The sequence below is a fragment of the Xanthomonas axonopodis pv. maculifoliigardeniae genome, assembly GCF_041519315.1.
GTDB classification, from domain to species: domain Bacteria; phylum Pseudomonadota; class Gammaproteobacteria; order Xanthomonadales; family Xanthomonadaceae; genus Xanthomonas; species Xanthomonas euvesicatoria.
On sequence record NZ_CP167998.1, the window covers coordinates 4,297,481 to 4,315,209 of the forward strand.

Below are 17,729 nucleotides of genomic sequence, written 5' to 3' on the forward strand. Positions count from 1 at the left end.
CTTACGTCATCGGTGACGGCCATTGGCGGCCGCGAGCAAGCGTTTGAGCGTTGTTGCCAGTTCCACACGTTCGGCCGGCCCGAGAAAACTTCCGATCTCGATCTGCTTGCCGCTGCTGACCAGCAACACCCTGTCATCGCGTTCTACGCAAAGCCGCACCCAGTGCGGATGTGCCTGAAACGCTGGTGGCGCATGCCCGGACGGAAACACCTCGACAACGGCTTCCCCCACCCGGATCGCTTCTTCGCGCTCGCCACTTCGCCACAACTGCCGTAGCGCCAGCGCCACCACACCACTGTGCACCAGGGCAAACACCGGCGCGAACGCATTGCCGGTCCACCACCCCAGGCCTGCAAATAACCACATCGTTCCCGCCAGCACTGCGAACAGCTGCACGAATTGCCTGGCCGACAGTGCCCGCGGAGGCCGCAACCGCAGCTGCGTCCCAACCCCTTCGGACATCAACGGCAGCACTTCGATCATAGACGGCACGCAGCGCACTGCGGGAATAGCCCGATGGTAGACCCGCGCCAACGCATGCGGCAAGCATTTCCGGCGATCAAGAATTTGCTGCAGTGCAGCTAAAAATGCGCACAAATCAATCACTTCCGCGTTGTTCGACAATGGCCGTGCCGTCACTCTGCGTGGTGGCAGCATGCACAAAACGGCGGGAAAGCCGCCGCTTCCACACAAGTGCGCAAGCCGTCTGGCTCACTAGAATGAGCACGGAATCCAAGGCACCTTTCGCATGAACGCACAGCTCGACCCGCTTGCCTCCACCTCAGTTGCGCGCCCGCTGTTGGCGCCCGAACTGCCCGCCGCACCTGGCGCATTGCGTGCCGCCATCACCGCGGCCTGGCTCAAGGACGAAGCCGAGCACGTGCGCGAATTGCTCGACCAGGCACGCCTGCCCGCCGCTGAGCAAGCCAAGGTGCAGGCGGTCGCGGCCGACCTGGTTACCCGTGTGCGGGCACGCGCGCAGGACCAGGGCGCCATCGAAGCCTTCATGCGCCAATACGACCTGGGCAGCGAAGAAGGCGTGCTGCTGATGTGCGTGGCCGAGGCACTGCTGCGCATTCCCGACCAGGACACCGCCGACAAGCTGATCCGCGACAAGCTCGGCGATGCGGATTGGAAGAAGCATATGGGCGGCAGCGATTCGGTGCTGGTCAACGCCTCCACCTGGGGCCTGATGCTGACCGGTCAGCTGGTGCAGCTCAACGACCTCACCCGCGCCGATGTGCCGGGCGCCTTCAAACGCCTGATCGGCCGCGTCGGCGAGCCGGTGATTCGCCTGGCCGTGCGCCAGGCCATGAAGATCATGGGCCATCAGTTCGTCATGGGCCGCACCATCGGCGAAGCGCTGTCGCGTTCGCGCAAGGGCGACAACGCCAACTACCGTTATTCGTTCGACATGCTGGGCGAAGGCGCGCTCACCATGAAGGATGCGCAGCGCTATCTGCAGGCGTATCGGGATGCGATTCATGCGATCGGCCGCAGCGGCAACTTCGTCGGTACCGATGTATTTGCCGCGCCCAGCATCTCGATCAAGTTGTCGGCGCTGTATCCGCGCTACGAACATGCCAAGCGTGCGCGAGTGATGGCCGAGCTAGTTCCGGGCGTACTGGAGTTGGCGCAGCTAGCCAAGTCCTATGGCATCGGCTACACCGTCGACGCCGAAGAAGCCGACCGGCTGGAACTGTCGCTAGACATCATCGAGGCCACCTTCTCCGACCCGTCATTGGATGGCTGGGAAGGCTATGGCCTGGCCGTGCAGGCCTATCAAAAACGCACGCCGTACACGATCGATTTTCTTGCCGATCTGGCGCGCCGTGTCGGGCGACGCATTCCGGTGCGCCTGGTCAAAGGCGCGTACTGGGACGCAGAGATCAAGCGCGCGCAGATCGAAGGGCATCCCGGCTACCCGGTGTTTACGCGTAAGCAGAACACCGACGTGTCGTACCTGGCATGCGCACGTCGCATGTTCGCGCACAGCGACGCGCTCTACCCGATGTTCGCCACGCACAACGCGCAGACCATTGCGGCGGTACGTGCGATTGCGGCAGGCAAGACCTACGAGCACCAGAAACTGCACGGCATGGGCGACGACCTGTATGCCGAGGTGATTCCTGCCGATCGTCTCGATCTGCCGTGCCGCGTCTATGCACCGGTCGGCTCGCACGAAGATCTGCTGCCGTATCTGGTACGTCGCCTGCTCGAAAACGGCGCCAATTCCAGCTTCGTCAATCGCATCACCGACGAGGATGTCGCCATCGAGGACCTCATCCGCGACCCGGTCGAGGCAGTGACGTCATTTACTTCCATCCCGCATCCCAAGATTCCGCTGCCAGCCGATTTGCTGCGTAGCCAGAACCAGAACAGGAAAAACTCCATGGGCGCCAATCTCGCCAACGACAACGATCTGCGCCAGCTGGCCGAGCAACTCAACGCCGCGATCAAGCCGTGGAAGGCCACGCCCCTGGTACCCGGTGCGCTGATCAGCACGCCCGGCCAGGCGGTGTTGAATCCGGCAGATCGTCGCGAGACGGTTGGACAGTGGCACCCGGCCGATCCGGATACCGTCCAGAAGTCGCTGGTCAGCGCTGCGGCCGCGCAACCGGCCTGGAACCGCACGCCTGCAGCGAGCCGCGCCACCATCCTTGAACATGCAGCCGATCTGCTCGAAACGCGCATGCCCGACTTCATGGCGATCTGCGTCAAGGAAGCCGGCAAGACGCTGCCCGACGCAGTGGCCGAAGTCCGCGAGGCCGTCGATTTCCTGCGCTACTACGCCGGCCAGGCACGTGCGCAGTTCGGTGCGCCGGAGCGTCTGCCCGGACCGACCGGCGAATCCAACGAGCTGCAGCTGCACGGGCGCGGCGTCTTTGTCTGCATCAGCCCGTGGAACTTCCCGTTGGCGATCTTCCTCGGTCAGGTCGCCGCAGCGCTGGCGGCCGGCAATACGGTCATCGCCAAGCCGGCCGAGCAGACCAACCTGATCGGCTTTGCAGCGGTCAAGCTGCTGCATGAAGCCGGCGTACCGGAAGCGGTCGTGCAGTTCCTGCCAGGCGATGGCGCTACCGTTGGCGCTGCGCTGACCAACGACCCGCGCGTTGCCGGCGTAGCCTTCACCGGCTCTACCGAAACCGCACGCATCATCAACCGCACCCTGGCCGCACGCGATGCTGCCATCGGCGTCTTGATCGCCGAAACCGGCGGCCAGAATGCCTTCATCGCCGACTCGTCCTCGCTGCCCGAAGCAGTGGTCAAAGACGCCATTTCCAGTGCCTTCATCTCGGCCGGGCAGCGCTGCTCCGCGGCGCGCGTCCTGTTCGTCCAGGACGACATCGCCGACAAGGTCATGACGATGCTGGCCGGCGCGATGGGCGAGTTGAAGATCGGCGATCCGGGCCTGCTCTCGACCGACGTTGGCCCCGTCATCGATGCTGATGCGCTCAAGATTCTCGACGATCACGCGGCACGCATGGATCGCCAAGCGCGTCTGATCGGCAGCACCACCTTGGACGCCAGCACCGCGCATGGCAGCTTTTTCGCTCCACGCGCCTATGAGCTGACATCGCTGTCCCAGCTGCAGCGCGAGATTTTCGGGCCGGTGCTGCACGTGATTCGCTGGAAGGCCGACCAGCTCGATGCCGTCATCGAGCAGATCAACGCGACCGGTTACGGCCTCACGTTGGGTGTCCACTCGCGTATCGATGAGACGATCGACCGCATCACCTCGCGCGTGGCGGTAGGCAACGTCTACGTCAATCGCAACCAGATCGGCGCCGTGGTCGGCGTACAACCGTTCGGCGGGCAGGGCCTGTCCGGCACCGGTCCCAAGGCGGGCGGCCCGCATTACCTGCTGCGCTTCGCAACCGAGAAGGTCGTCACCGTCAACACCACCGCGGCAGGCGGCAACGCCTCGCTATTGACGTTGGGTGACTGATGCCGGCCAGCAGATAGCGGCGTCCGCCCGCTGGTCGGTCCGTCATGACCCGATTGCAGCCAGATGTACCGACTGTACCAACAAAAAAACCCCGCTCAGGCGGGGTTTTTTTGTTGGTTGGGCGCAACGTTTCAAGCCGTCAGTCGTGGTGAGTATCCCAACGACATAAATCATCGCCCCCAACCTGGCGACAACGGCGCGCCTTCGCGGTGCGCTTCGCCGGCTGTTCGAGTCGACGGCTTCGGGCGTGCGCCCCGCGATACACATCGCTGGCTTCGAACCGAGATTTATCGAACGCCTTCACCGCGCCTGGCGCTGCCACTGGTCTTGCATTTGGTCTCAACAGAGATGTGTGAAACATCTGCCTTGCGTCTTGTCTCACCAAGGATGTGGGACCCATTACTGATGCCGTGATCGACCCGCTCCAGGCCGTTCTTTGTATCGAGGATATGCGCACTAGGACGTCGGCCGAGCGAGGCTGTCATGGGCGATGTCTGTTATCGGCTTCAGCCACTACCGCACCCGTGCATCTGGCATTGGCCAGGCAGGTTTTTGGCCAACAGATGGATCGCGCCCTTTTCTCCAAGAGATGGGCGCGTGGCGTGTGTGGCGAGGCTTGGTGCCAGCGTCCTGACGGGCTACCGGCCCCGGCGGTACTGTACGTACGGCATGACATCGGTGCCGGTCGGCAAGCGGCGCAGATGCGCCAGCGCCTTGCGTGGTAACGCGTGGGGGATGCGAGGCGCGTTTGCGCGCGGCGCTATGCAGCGCTCGCGCAAAAAAGAAACCCTCAGTCCGTTTGGACTGAGGGTTTCGGGGTAAAGCCCCTGGCGATGACCTACTCTCGCATGGCTTGAGCCACACTACCATCGGCGCAGCTGCGTTTCACTTCCGAGTTCGGGATGGGATCGGGTGGTTCCACAGCGCTAATTTCACCAGGGAGACGGTTGGAGCGTCGCCATCCAAGAAACGGATTAAGGCGCCCAGTCTCGCAGAGTTAACTTGTGACGTAGCTTGCATTTGATGATCTACCAACGTTCGTTGGGACCAAGGCAACTTGAGGTTATATGGTCAAGCCGCACGGATCATTAGTATCAGTTAGCTCAATACATTGCTGTACTTACACACCTGACCTATCAACCACGTAGTCTACATGGTTCCTTTAGGGGGCTTGTGCCCCGGGAAGTCTCATCTTGAGGCGCGCTTCCCGCTTAGATGCTTTCAGCGGTTATCGCTTCCGAACATAGCTACCCGGCAATGCCACTGGCGTGACAACCGGAACACCAGAGGTTCGTCCACTCCGGTCCTCTCGTACTAGGAGCAGCCCCTCTCAAACTTCCAACGCCCATGGCAGATAGGGACCGAACTGTCTCACGACGTTCTGAACCCAGCTCGCGTACCACTTTAAATGGCGAACAGCCATACCCTTGGGACCGACTACAGCCCCAGGATGTGATGAGCCGACATCGAGGTGCCAAACACCGCCGTCGATATGAACTCTTGGGCGGTATCAGCCTGTTATCCCCGGAGTACCTTTTATCCGTTGAGCGATGGCCCTTCCATACAGAACCACCGGATCACTAAGACCTACTTTCGTACCTGCTTGATCCGTCGATCTTGCAGTCAAGCACGCTTATGCCTTTGCACACAGTGCGCGATGTCCGACCGCGCTGAGCGTACCTTCGTGCTCCTCCGTTACTCTTTAGGAGGAGACCGCCCCAGTCAAACTACCCACCATACACGGTCCCTGATCCGGATAACGGACCTAGGTTAGAACGTCAAGCACGACAGGGTGGTATTTCAAGGATGGCTCCACTGCAGCTAGCGCCACAGTTTCATAGCCTCCCACCTATCCTACACAGACGAACTCAACGTTCAGTGTAAAGCTATAGTAAAGGTTCACGGGGTCTTTCCGTCTTGCCACGGGAACGCTGCATCTTCACAGCGATTTCAATTTCACTGAGTCTCGGGTGGAGACAGCGCCGCTGTCGTTACGCCATTCGTGCAGGTCGGAACTTACCCGACAAGGAATTTCGCTACCTTAGGACCGTTATAGTTACGGCCGCCGTTTACTGGGGCTTCGATCAAGAGCTTCGCCTTGCGGCTGACCCCATCAATTAACCTTCCAGCACCGGGCAGGCGTCACACCCTATACGTCCACTTTCGTGTTTGCAGAGTGCTGTGTTTTTGATAAACAGTCGCAGCGGCCTGGTTTCTGCGACCCTCTTCAGCTATAGCTCGCACGAGCCACCAAAAAGGGTGCACCTTCTCCCGAAGTTACGGTGCCATGTTGCCTAGTTCCTTCACCCGAGTTCTCTCAAGCGCCTGAGAATTCTCATCCTACCCACCTGTGTCGGTTTACGGTACGGTCTTCGTGAGCTGAAGCTTAGGAGCTTTTCCTGGAAGCGTGGTATCAGTGACTTCGCCATAAAGGCTCGTCTCGGTGCTCGGTCTTAAAGGATCCCGGATTTGCCAAAGATCCAAACCTACCGCCTTTCCCCGGGACAACCAACGCCCGGTACACCTAACCTTCTCCGTCCCTCCATCGCACTCACGCGAGGTGCAGGAATATTAACCTGCTTCCCATCGACTACGGCTTTCGCCCTCGCCTTAGGGACCGACTAACCCTGCGTCGATTAACGTTGCGCAAGGAAACCTTGGGCTTTCGGCGTGCGGGCTTTTCACCCGCATTATCGTTACTCATGTCAGCATTCGCACTTCCGATACCTCCAGCAGACTTCTCAATCCACCTTCGCAGGCTTACGGAACGCTCCTCTACCGCGCATAAAACAAGTTTTATGCACCCCAAGCTTCGGTTCACTGCTTAGCCCCGTTAAATCTTCCGCGCAGACCGACTCGACCAGTGAGCTATTACGCTTTCTTTAAAGGGTGGCTGCTTCTAAGCCAACCTCCTGGCTGTCTATGCCTTTCCACATCGTTTTCCACTTAGCAGTGAATTTGGGACCTTAGCTGTGGGTCTGGGTTGTTTCCCTTTTCACGACGGACGTTAGCACCCGCCGTGTGTCTCCCATACAGTCCGTCTCGGTATTCGGAGTTTGCAATGGTTTGGTAAGTCGCGATGACCCCCTAGCCATAACAGTGCTCTACCCCCGAGAGGATACATATGAGGCGCTACCTAAATAGCTTTCGAGGAGAACCAGCTATCTCCGGGTTCGATTAGCTTTTCACTCCTAATCACAGCTCATCCCCGTCTTTTGCAACAGACGTGGGTTCGGGCCTCCAGTACCTGTTACGGCACCTTCACCCTGGCCATGACTAGATCACCCGGTTTCGGGTCTACTGCCCGCGACTATGCGCCCTTATCAGACTCGGTTTCCCTTCGCCTCCCCTATACGGTTAAGCTTGCCACGAACAGTAAGTCGCTGACCCATTATACAAAAGGTACGCAGTCACTCTTGCGAGCTCCTACTGCTTGTACGCACACGGTTTCAGGATCTATTTCACTCCCCTCTCCGGGGTTCTTTTCGCCTTTCCCTCACGGTACTGGTTCACTATCGGTCGGTCAGGAGTATTTAGCCTTGGAGGATGGTCCCCCCATATTCAGACAGGGTTTCACGTGCCCCGCCCTACTCGTCTTCACTGGAGTGGCCCTTTTAAATACAGGGCTATCACCTTCTATGGCCAATCTTTCCAGATTGTTTTTCTAAAGCCATTCCAGCTTAAGGGCTGCTCCCCGTTCGCTCGTCACTACTTAGGGAATCTCGGTTGATTTCTTTTCCTCCGGTTACTTAGATATTTCAGTTCACCGGGTTCGCTTCCAACAGCTATGAATTCACTGCAGGATACTGCCGAAGCAGTGGGTTTCCCCATTCGGATATTGCCGGATCAAAGCTTGTTGCCAGCTCCCCGACACTTTTCGCAGGCTACCACGTCCTTCATCGCCTCTGACCGCCTAGGCATCCACCGTGTGCGCTTATTCGCTTGACCATATAACCCCAAGTTGCCTCAGGGTCATATGCCGTGTTGTGTGGGGTACAAAGCCACCAACGCGAACATACGACTCAATTATTTAGGGACTCGAAGTCCCCGCCTTAGCCTCAACGACACGTTTAGATAGATATCTCAAACGCTCGCTACGTCACAAGTTATAAAAGAACATGTCTCAGCCTCAACGCTGAGCCATATAAATTCTTAAGTGTGCACTACATTCAGAGTGGTGGGTCTGGGAGGACTCGAACCACCGACCTCACCCTTATCAGGGGTGCGCTCTAACCACCTGAGCTACAGACCCAAAGTCGTTTCACTCAAATGGTGGAGCCTGTCGGGATCGAACCGACGACCCCCTGCTTGCAAAGCAGGTGCTCTCCCAGCTGAGCTAAGGCCCCATGATGGGACTTTCGCATATCGGCCTGTGCCGATACGCATCTCTGAATGCAGGTAATTTGTGAGGACGCCCGACAGGACGATGACGTCATGCTCAAAAGGAGGTGATCCAGCCGCACCTTCCGATACGGCTACCTTGTTACGACTTCACCCCAGTCATCGGCCACACCGTGGCAAGCGCCCTCCCGAAGGTTAAGCTACCTGCTTCTGGTGCAACAAACTCCCATGGTGTGACGGGCGGTGTGTACAAGGCCCGGGAACGTATTCACCGCAGCAATGCTGATCTGCGATTACTAGCGATTCCGACTTCATGGAGTCGAGTTGCAGACTCCAATCCGGACTGAGATAGGGTTTCTGGGATTGGCTTGCCCTCGCGGGTTTGCAGCCCTCTGTCCCTACCATTGTAGTACGTGTGTAGCCCTGGTCGTAAGGGCCATGATGACTTGACGTCATCCCCACCTTCCTCCGGTTTGTCACCGGCGGTCTCCTTAGAGTTCCCACCATTACGTGCTGGCAACTAAGGACAAGGGTTGCGCTCGTTGCGGGACTTAACCCAACATCTCACGACACGAGCTGACGACAGCCATGCAGCACCTGTCTCACGGTTCCCGAAGGCACCAATCCATCTCTGGAAAGTTCCGTGGATGTCAAGACCAGGTAAGGTTCTTCGCGTTGCATCGAATTAAACCACATACTCCACCGCTTGTGCGGGCCCCCGTCAATTCCTTTGAGTTTCAGTCTTGCGACCGTACTCCCCAGGCGGCGAACTTAACGCGTTAGCTTCGATACTGCGTGCCAAATTGCACCCAACATCCAGTTCGCATCGTTTAGGGCGTGGACTACCAGGGTATCTAATCCTGTTTGCTCCCCACGCTTTCGTGCCTCAGTGTCAGTGTTGGTCCAGGTAGCCGCCTTCGCCACGGATGTTCCTCCCGATCTCTACGCATTTCACTGCTACACCGGGAATTCCGCTACCCTCTACCACACTCTAGTGATCCAGTATCCACTGCAATTCCCAGGTTGAGCCCAGGGCTTTCACAACAGACTTAAACCACCACCTACGCACGCTTTACGCCCAGTAATTCCGAGTAACGCTTGCACCCTTCGTATTACCGCGGCTGCTGGCACGAAGTTAGCCGGTGCTTATTCTTTGGGTACCGTCAGAACAATCGGGTATTAACCGACTGCTTTTCTTTCCCAACAAAAGGGCTTTACAACCCGAAGGCCTTCTTCACCCACGCGGCATGGCTGGATCAGGCTTGCGCCCATTGTCCAATATTCCCCACTGCTGCCTCCCGTAGGAGTCTGGACCGTGTCTCAGTTCCAGTGTGGCTGATCATCCTCTCAGACCAGCTACGGATCGTCGCCTTGGTGGGCCTTTACCCCGCCAACTAGCTAATCCGACATCGGCTCATTCAACCGCGCGAAGCCCGAAGGTCCTCCGCTTTCACCCGTAGGTCGTATGCGGTATTAGCGTAAGTTTCCCTACGTTATCCCCCACGAAAGAGTAGATTCCGATGTATTCCTCACCCGTCCGCCACTCGCCACCCATAAGAGCAAGCTCTTACTGTGCTGCCGTTCGACTTGCATGTGTTAGGCCTGCCGCCAGCGTTCACTCTGAGCCAGGATCAAACTCTTCACTTAAAATTACATGCCCGAAGGCAAATACTTTAGCTGCAGAAGTCCAACCACTGGCAACTTATCGCTTGCAAAGCAATTAATATGTTGCTTGATTAAACGTCTGCAAGATGGACAATCATCCTTCCTGCAGGCGTCCGCACAAATTACCTGCGCACACTGTCAAAGAACATGGGGAAGTGGCCTCAGCGCCGTTCCCGTCAGCTTCGCCGTTTCCGTCGAAGCGAGCCGCCCATTATAGCGGACTTTTTCTTGCCGTCAACACCTCATTTGGAGGCGGTTGACGCTGCTTCGTTTGAACCCGAAGGTTTTCTGCGAAGCGAGCCGGCCATATTAGCAGGCTTTTCATCCTCGTCAACCCCTCGTGAAGAGGAAGTTGCCGCCGCTGCACCTCAATCCGCCGTAGCGTCTTTCCGTGTAGCGAGCCGCCCATCATAGCCGGCTTTTTCGTTTCGTCAACACCTTATTTCAAGGCGTTTTCGAACCCTTTCGCTCTGGTTCCGCGTTTGCGGAGGCCGTTGCGTCGGGGGAGGCGAACTATATGCCCACCGATCCGATTTGGGAAGCGTTTTGTGAAAAATTTTTCACGAAGTTGCCAAAAACTGGCGCTATGCCCCAGTCACGCCAGCAGAAAAGCTTTGAGGGCCTGGGGACTGTCACTTCTATCCAACGTGTAAGACGCGTGAGATCACCGAGATTGCCGCCCTGCGGCAACCTCGGTGCGCTTTAGGCAGTGACGAGCAATACGCGGGCAAAATTACGCTTGCCCACCTGGATGACCCCTTCAAAGCCGTGCGTAAAGACGCGGCTGGGATCCTCTACCACTTCGCCGTCGATCTTGACCGCGCGTTCCTTGAGCTTGCGGGTGGCTTCGGAGTTGCTGGGCGTCAGGCCGGCGGCAGTCAGGAGCCCGGCAAGGCGCAGGCCCTCATCGGGAACCACCACTTCCTGCAGCGGTAGCAGGCTGGTGTCGCCCTGCCCCGTCACCACCGCATGCCAGCCGGCAATGGCCTGCTCTGCGGCTGCGGCATCGTGAAACCGGGTGGCCAGCTCGCGTGCCAGGCGCAATTTGACCTCGCGCGGATGCAGCTCTCCCGCAGCGACCTGCTCTTTCAGGCGCGCCGCTTCGGCCAGGCTGATATCGAAGGACAGCAAGTCGATCCAGCGCCAGGTTAGCTCGTCGCCGATCTTCATCGTCTTGGTGACGATGTCGATGGCCGGCTCGTTGATGCCGATGTAGTTGCCCAACGACTTGGACATCTTGGCTACGCCGTCCAGGCCTTCCAGCAGCGGCATGGTCAGCACGATCTGCGGCGCCTGACCGTAATGCTCCTGCAAGCCGCGCCCCATCAACAGGTTGAACTTCTGATCGGTGCCGCCCAGCTCGACGTCCGCCTTCAGGGCGACCGAATCGTAGCCTTGCACCAACGGGTAGAGGAATTCGTGGATGGCGATCGGCTGCTGGCTGCCGAAGCGCTTGGCGAAATCGTCGCGTTCGAGCATGCGCGCGACGGTGTGCTGGGCAGAGAGCTTGATCATGTCGGCCGCGCTCATCTGGCCGAACCATTCGGAGTTGAAACGCACCTCGGTGCGTTCGCGGTCCAGGATCTTGAAGACCTGCTCTTCGTAGGTCCGTGCGTTGGCCAGCACATCCTCGCGGCTGAGCGGCTTGCGGGTGGCGTTCTTGCCGCTCGGGTCGCCGATCATTCCGGTGAAGTCGCCAATCAGGAAGATCACCTGATGGCCAAGCTGTTGGAACTGCCGCATCTTGTTGAGCAGCACGGTATGGCCCAGATGCAGATCCGGCGCGGTGGGATCGAAGCCGGCCTTCACCCGCAGCGGCTTACCGGTGGCGAGCCGCGCCTGCAGCTGATCGAGCTTGAGGATCTCTTCGGCACCACGGCCGATGAGTGCGAGGGATTCTTCGATAGTGGCCAACCACAGACTCCAGCGGCGCTTGCCGTCAAAAACGTGAATGATGTTAAACGCGGGTTAATTCCGCGCCAAGTGAAAATAATGAACAGGCTCAATGGTTTGACGCGCTGTTACAGGCTGTCTATGGTACCGGCGATTGGGCTCGCACTTCGAGCCAGCGAGGAATTTGAACGATGCAGAACTCAGAGCAGGGCCGTGCACGCAAGCGGCGCTTTCACGAACGCCTCCACGTCCTCCACGACACTGCACTGCATCGCAAGCTCAAGGCGCATCTGCCGGCGGCATTCAATGACCGCTGGACACGCCGTCACTGGATTCACGCCAGCCTGTTCGCCACCATCGGTGCGCTGGTCGCCACGATCGTGCCGGGTTTTTCCAACGCCATCGACGCACCGCTTTCCAGCCATTCCACGCTGGCATTGCCATTGCCGCCGCTGATTCCCAGCCGCAAGCAGCTGGCACCGAGCACCGATTGGGAAATTCTGCAGGTCAAGCCGGGCCAGACCCTGAGTACCTTGTTCGGCGAGCTGGGAATCCCGACCACGGTGATGTACCAGGTATTGGCGCACCCGGGGACCAAGGAGGCGCTGACCAAGCTGCGTCCGGGTACCGAGATCGCCTTCGACATGCCGACGCCGGGGCAGCTGCGCGCACTGCGCTTCGATCGCGACGACAGTCATCGGGTGGAACTGCGCCTGCTGGGCGACGCCGTGCGCGAGAACGTGACCGAGCGGGCGACGACCACGCGCACGGTAGTGGCCAGCGGGGAGATCAGCAGTTCGTTGTATGCCTCGGCCGGCAAATCCGGACTGTCGCCGGCGGCGGTGGCGATCATGACCGACGAGATCTTCAAGTACGACATCGACTTCGACAAGGATCTGCAGCCCGGCGACCGGTTCAGCGTGGTCATGGATGAGACCTGGCGCGAAGGCGAGCGGATCAGCACCGGCGACATCCTGGCGGCGACGTTCACCACTGGCGGCAAGACCTATACGGGGTTTCGCTTCGAGCGCGCCGGCAAACCGGCCGAGTACTTCGACATCACTGGCCGCCCGCTCAAGAAGAGCTTCATCCGCATGCCGGTGGCCTATAGCCGGATCAGCTCCACCTTCGGTGCGCGCAAGCATCCGGTGCTGGGCACCATGCGCATGCACAAGGGTGTGGACTATGCGGCCGCCTCGGGCACGCCGATCATGGCAGCCGGCGATGCGCGGGTGGTGTTTGTCGGGACCCAGCGCGGTTACGGCAACGTGGTGATCCTGGATCACGGCAAGAACTACAGCACGCTGTACGGGCACATGTCGCGCTTTGGCAAGATCAAGGCCGGGCAACGCATCAACCAGGGCACGGTGATCGGCTATGTCGGCATGACCGGCCTGGCGACCGGCCCGCATCTGCATTACGAATTCCGCGTGGGCGGGCAGCAGCGCAACCCGATGTCGGTGACGATGCCGCCGCCGGAGCCGCTGCAGGGCGCCGAACTGGCGGCGTTCCGCGCGCAGACGGCGCCGGCCATGGCCCGTATCGAGGGCATGGAGAAGCTGATCTACGCCGACGCCGGCAAGCCGGCCAAGGGCAAGTCGCGCAGTTGAGGCCTGCGGCTGGTCACTGCGTCAGCTGCGTTGCGGCTGCGCAGGTGGGTGGCGGGCGGGTTCGGCGCTGCCTCCAGCCGTGTCGCCTGGTAGTTGCCGTGCAGCTACGGGTTGCGGTGCACTGCAGGTGCTGAACGCTGCGATGTCCCCATGCGGCACCTGGTCTTGGCTGTCGACCGACAGCTTCTGAGGCGACTGCAGACCTTGACGATGCCTGAAGTGGGCGGGGAATCTCGAGGCGTGGGTCATTCTCGCGGCAGCGATTGCAGCACGTGGCCCGACGATGACGCGCCCACTGCACGGCTGCCACCGGGGTAAGACCGGTTGACGGACCCGGCCCGGCTGCACAAGCTGGCCGGCCGTGTCTTTCTGGCTTCGGCATGTCTGTCTTGGAACACGTTGACTCCCCCTTGTATCTGGGCCTGATGTCGGGAACCAGCGCCGATGGCATCGATGCCGCGCTGGTGCGCTTTGCTGATGCCACCCACCGCCGCTGCGAATTGGTGGCCGGGACGACGGTGGCGTGGGAGCCGCAACTGCGCGAGACCTTGGTGGCGCTCGGCCAGGGCGCCGAGACGGTGGCCATCGATGCGCTGGGCCAGCTGGACGCGCAGGTGGGGCTGGCATTCGCGGCGGCGGCCAATCGATTGATCGGCGACAGTGGCGTGGAGCGCCGGCAGATTCGTGCGATCGGCTCGCATGGGCAGACCATCCGCCACCGGCCCAACGCCAACCCGGCGTTCACCTGGCAGATTGGCGATGCCAGCCGGATTGCAGAGCACACCGGTATTACCACGGTGGCCGATTTCCGCCGCCGCGATGTGGCCGCCGGTGGCCAGGGCGCGCCACTGATGCCGGCCTTCCATCTGGCCATGCTGGGCGCAGGCGACGAAGACCGCGCGGTGCTCAATCTGGGCGGCATCGGCAACCTGACCTTGATTCCGCGCGATGGCGCGGTGCTGGGATTCGATACCGGCCCGGCCAACGCGTTGCTGGACAGCTGGTGCCAACGCCATCACGGCACGCCGTTCGATGCCGAAGGTGCGTTTGCCGCCAGTGGGCGCGTGGATGCGGCTTTGCTGCAGGCGCTGTTGGCCGATCCGTGGTTTGCGTTGCCGCCGCCCAAGAGTACCGGCCGCGAGCAATTCCATCTGGACTGGGCCGTGCAGGCGATGGGCAGCGCGCGGTTGGATGCTGCCGATGTGCAGGCGACCTTGCTCGAACTCACCGCTGTCAGCGTGGCCGATGCCTTGTTGCGGCTGCAGCCAACCACGCGACGGGTCCTAGTCTGCGGCGGCGGCGTGCGCAACCCGGTGCTGTTGGCGCGACTGGCGGCGCGGCTGCCGGGCATGGTGGTGGAATCCAGCGCGCGATACGGACTGGACCCGGATTACCTGGAGGCGATGGGCTTTGCCTGGCTGGCAGCCGAGCTGCTGGCCGGACGCGCGGCCAACCTGCCCGCGGTGACCGGGGCGGCCGGGCCTCGGCTGTTGGGGGCGATCTATCCGGCGTGAGCCCGTTGGCCTGTGCTGGCCGGGATGAAGCTGCGGCAGCGCTAGGGATTATTTCCCGCCGGCAGCGCCTTGAGCGCGGCAATCGCCTCGGCCAGGGCATCGACCTCCGGGTGCTGCAGGCCGCCGGTGACTTCGTATTCGCTGGCGAACAGGCCTTGTTCGAGCAGATGCATGACGGTCTGGTGCTGGGTCCAGCCCCGTGCGACGGAAATGCGGCGAATACGGTCCACCAGCACCGGGTCGATGTCACGCAATACCAGATCGGTCATGCCCTGCCTCGTGCAATGCGCTGCTCCGCGCGCATCATCGGCAACCTTGGCGGACGTTTCAATCCGGCCGCCTGTCGTGCGCCAATAGCCGCGGCCATAGCCAGGCCAGCAGCATTAACGTGGGAATGACGGTCAGGGCGCTGAGGATGAAGAAGGTGCTGTAGGAGGTCGCCTGGACGACGAACCCGGACACGCCACCGGCAAACTTGCCCGGCAGGTTGGCCAGCGAGACCAGCAACGCATACTGGGTTGCGGTGAAGTTGCGGTCGGTCAGCGAGGACATGAAAGCCACCAGCACCGTTGCGGCGAACCCCTGGAAGAGATTATCGGCACTGAGCGCGGCATAGAACGCCCACAGCTTGCCGGGGTTGTGCGCCATCAGCAGGAACGCCAGGTTGGACAAGGCCACCCCCAGCGCGGCCACCAGCAACATGCGCCGGAACCCGAACGCGGCAATTGCCGCGCCGCCAGCGAAGGCGCCGACAATGCCCATCCAGACGCCGAACAGCTTGGAGACGGTGGCGATATCGGCCTTGGTGAAGCCCGAATCCAGATAGAACGGACCGGCCATGACGCCGATCACCTGGTCGGGAAACTTGTACAGGCCCACGAACAGCAGCAGCACGATGCCCAGCGCCAGCCCATTGCTGGAAAAGAAGCTGGAAATCGGTTGCCAGAACGCACCGGCGACGTCCACGCGGCGCACGACCGTCGCCTCGGGCCGGTCGGGCTCGCGGCATAGCAAGGTGGTGACGATCGGCACCAGCATCAGTGCGGCCATGCCGACGTACGCCCACGTCCAGCCGAGGTATTGGGCCATGTACAACGCACCGGCACCGCCCAGGATCAGGCCGATGCGGTAGCCCAGCGTGTAGGTCGCCGCCAACGCGGCCTGCGCGGCATCCGGAGCGATTTCGATGCGGTAGGCATCCACCACCGAGTCCTGGGTCGCGCCCCAGAACGAGGCGAACAACACCCAGCCCACCAATCCCGTAACACTCAGGTCCGGGCGCGAAAATGCCAGCGCGAACAGGCCGATGGTGACGCCGATCTGCGCCACCAGCAGCCAGGAGCGACGGCGCCCCAGAAACGCGGTGAGCGGAAACGCATAGCGGTCGATCAGCGGTGCCCACAGGAACTTGAGCAGATAGAAGAAGCTGGCCAGGCTGATCAAGCCGATGCTGCCCAGGTCCAGCCCCACATCGCGCAAGCGGGTCGACAAGGTCTGCGAGGCGATCAGCAGGAACGGCAAGCCGCTTCCGAAGCCCAGCAGTGCCATGGTCGCCGCCGATGGCGTGGCGAAGGCGCGCTGGATACCACGCCAGCCCTTATAGCCCGGTGCAGACGTGGTCATGCGTCACTCCGGCGAGCACGAACGCCAGTGGTCGTGGCCGGCGCGGCCCACGGCACCGCTGCATGCAGCCCGCCGCGGAGGGCCGTCATGGCGTCACGCGTCCTGTCTTGAGCGGTCTGTGCAGGACCGTAACGACGCACTCCCGTGCCGAAGCAGAACGTTGCGAAAGGCATCGGACGACTGCGTAAGGGCCAATGAGAGCCGCCGCGCGTGCTGCAGTGGCCGAGCTGCCGCCGGATGGCGATGTTGCCGGCGAAGTCTTGGCCCCGTTCTGCAACATGCCGGCGCGCTATGACCGAAACCATAGCCTTGGCCTGCCTCACTGCGCGTAATCCACGATGTACGGCGCGTGGTCGGAGAAGCGCTCTTCGCGGTAGATCGAGCAGGCCTTCAAGGTGTCGCGCAGGCCGGGGGTGACCAATTGGTAGTCGATGCGCCAACCGACATTGTTGGCGCGCGCCGCGCCACGGTTGCTCCACCAGGTGTAGTCCTGGCCCTGCGGATGCAGCACGCGGTAGCTGTCGACCCAGCCGCGGCCTTCGGCGGGGTTGGTGTCTTCTGGCGCGTCGGCGCACAGGCCGTTGAGCCAATCGCGCTCGGGCGGCAGGCAGCCGGAGTTCTTCTGGTTGGATTTCCAGTTCTTGATGTCCAGCGCCGTGCGCACGATGTTCCAGTCGCCGCACAGCACATACTGGCGGCCACTGGCCAGCCACTGCTCCAGGATCGGCCGCAGCCATTGCATCACCTGGAACTTGTAGTCCTGGCGCAATTCGCCCGAGGAACCGGAGGGGATGTAGAAGGACACCACGCTGAGGTTGCCGAAGCGCGCTTCGATATAGCGCCCCTCTTCGTCGAACTCCGGCCAGCCCAGCGCGGTGCGCACCTCGTCGGGCTCGTGCCGGCTGTAGATCGCCACGCCGCTATAGCCCTTCTTGGTGCTGGCGTCGCGAAACCAGGCCTTGTAGCCGGTGGGCAGGAAGTCTGGCCCGGCCAGTTGATGCTCCTGGGCCTTGGTTTCCTGCACGCACAGCACGTCGGCGTCCTGGGCGGCGAACCACGCGAAGAAACCCTTGCTGGCGGCCGAACGCAGGCCGTTGGCGTTGAAACTGATGATGCGCATGGATGAAGAGCCGG

At 61.1% G+C, this 17,729-nt stretch carries 8 protein-coding genes, 2 tRNA genes and 3 rRNA genes; 3 read left to right on the forward strand and 10 right to left on the reverse strand.

Annotated features, from left to right (window positions below; genetic code table 11):
- Positions 1 to 6: 6 nt before the first annotated feature.
- Complete coding sequence (locus tag ACDH77_RS18335; RefSeq protein ID WP_089096236.1) at positions 7 to 483, reverse strand: DUF2244 domain-containing protein; 477 nt, start codon at positions 481 to 483, stop codon at positions 7 to 9.
- A 265-nt stretch (positions 484 to 748) separates the two neighbouring features.
- Between ACDH77_RS18335 and putA the strand changes: the two genes are divergently transcribed.
- Positions 749 to 3,949 (forward strand): bifunctional proline dehydrogenase/L-glutamate gamma-semialdehyde dehydrogenase PutA, encoded by a 3,201-nt coding sequence (gene putA / locus ACDH77_RS18340; RefSeq protein WP_109290876.1) that lies wholly within the window; start codon positions 749 to 751, stop codon positions 3,947 to 3,949.
- Between the two features lie 825 nt (positions 3,950 to 4,774).
- Here the strand turns inward: putA and rrf are convergent.
- From rrf to tyrS, 6 genes are all read right to left on the reverse strand, one after another.
- Positions 4,775 to 4,889 (reverse strand): 5S ribosomal RNA (gene rrf / locus ACDH77_RS18345).
- A 127-nt stretch (positions 4,890 to 5,016) separates the two neighbouring features.
- Positions 5,017 to 7,897, reverse strand: a 23S ribosomal RNA gene (locus ACDH77_RS18350).
- A 227-nt stretch (positions 7,898 to 8,124) separates the two neighbouring features.
- A tRNA-Ile gene (locus ACDH77_RS18355) sits at positions 8,125 to 8,201 on the reverse strand.
- Between the two features lie 18 nt (positions 8,202 to 8,219).
- Positions 8,220 to 8,295 (reverse strand) — tRNA-Ala (locus ACDH77_RS18360).
- Positions 8,296 to 8,390: 95 nt separating this feature from the next.
- Positions 8,391 to 9,937 (reverse strand): 16S ribosomal RNA (locus tag ACDH77_RS18365).
- Together the 16S, 23S and 5S rRNA genes with 2 tRNA genes alongside form the textbook arrangement of a ribosomal RNA operon.
- A gap of 720 nt (positions 9,938 to 10,657) precedes the next feature.
- The gene (gene tyrS / locus ACDH77_RS18370; protein ID WP_057681274.1) at positions 10,658 to 11,869 is read right to left on the reverse strand and encodes a tyrosine--tRNA ligase; all 1,212 of its coding nucleotides are present in this window, start codon (positions 11,867 to 11,869) and stop codon (positions 10,658 to 10,660) included.
- 170 nt (positions 11,870 to 12,039) lie between these two features.
- Here tyrS and ACDH77_RS18375 point away from each other — a divergent pair, with 170 nt between their 5' ends.
- Together ACDH77_RS18375 and ACDH77_RS18380 are read left to right on the forward strand one after the other, a co-directional pair.
- A complete protein-coding gene (locus ACDH77_RS18375; RefSeq protein WP_031424603.1) occupies positions 12,040 to 13,458 on the forward strand; it encodes a M23 family metallopeptidase in 1,419 nt (472 codons plus the stop codon).
- 380 nt (positions 13,459 to 13,838) lie between these two features.
- The gene (locus ACDH77_RS18380; protein ID WP_031424604.1) at positions 13,839 to 14,972 is read left to right on the forward strand and encodes an anhydro-N-acetylmuramic acid kinase; all 1,134 of its coding nucleotides are present in this window, start codon (positions 13,839 to 13,841) and stop codon (positions 14,970 to 14,972) included.
- A 41-nt stretch (positions 14,973 to 15,013) separates the two neighbouring features.
- On the opposite strand, the gene ACDH77_RS18385 is transcribed toward ACDH77_RS18380, so the two are convergent.
- The 3 genes from ACDH77_RS18385 to ACDH77_RS18395 all read right to left on the reverse strand — a co-directional run bounded on the left by ACDH77_RS18385 (position 15,014) and on the right by ACDH77_RS18395 (position 17,715).
- On the reverse strand, positions 15,014 to 15,241 hold the full coding sequence (locus tag ACDH77_RS18385; protein ID WP_003489057.1) for a hypothetical protein: 228 nt from the start codon (positions 15,239 to 15,241) through the stop codon (positions 15,014 to 15,016).
- A gap of 58 nt (positions 15,242 to 15,299) precedes the next feature.
- A complete protein-coding gene (locus ACDH77_RS18390; RefSeq protein ID WP_011348849.1) occupies positions 15,300 to 16,595 on the reverse strand; it encodes an AmpG family muropeptide MFS transporter in 1,296 nt (431 codons plus the stop codon).
- Positions 16,596 to 16,914: 319 nt separating this feature from the next.
- Positions 16,915 to 17,715 (reverse strand): exodeoxyribonuclease III, encoded by an 801-nt coding sequence (locus ACDH77_RS18395; protein WP_008571186.1) that lies wholly within the window; start codon positions 17,713 to 17,715, stop codon positions 16,915 to 16,917.
- Positions 17,716 to 17,729: the final 14 nt, after the last annotated feature.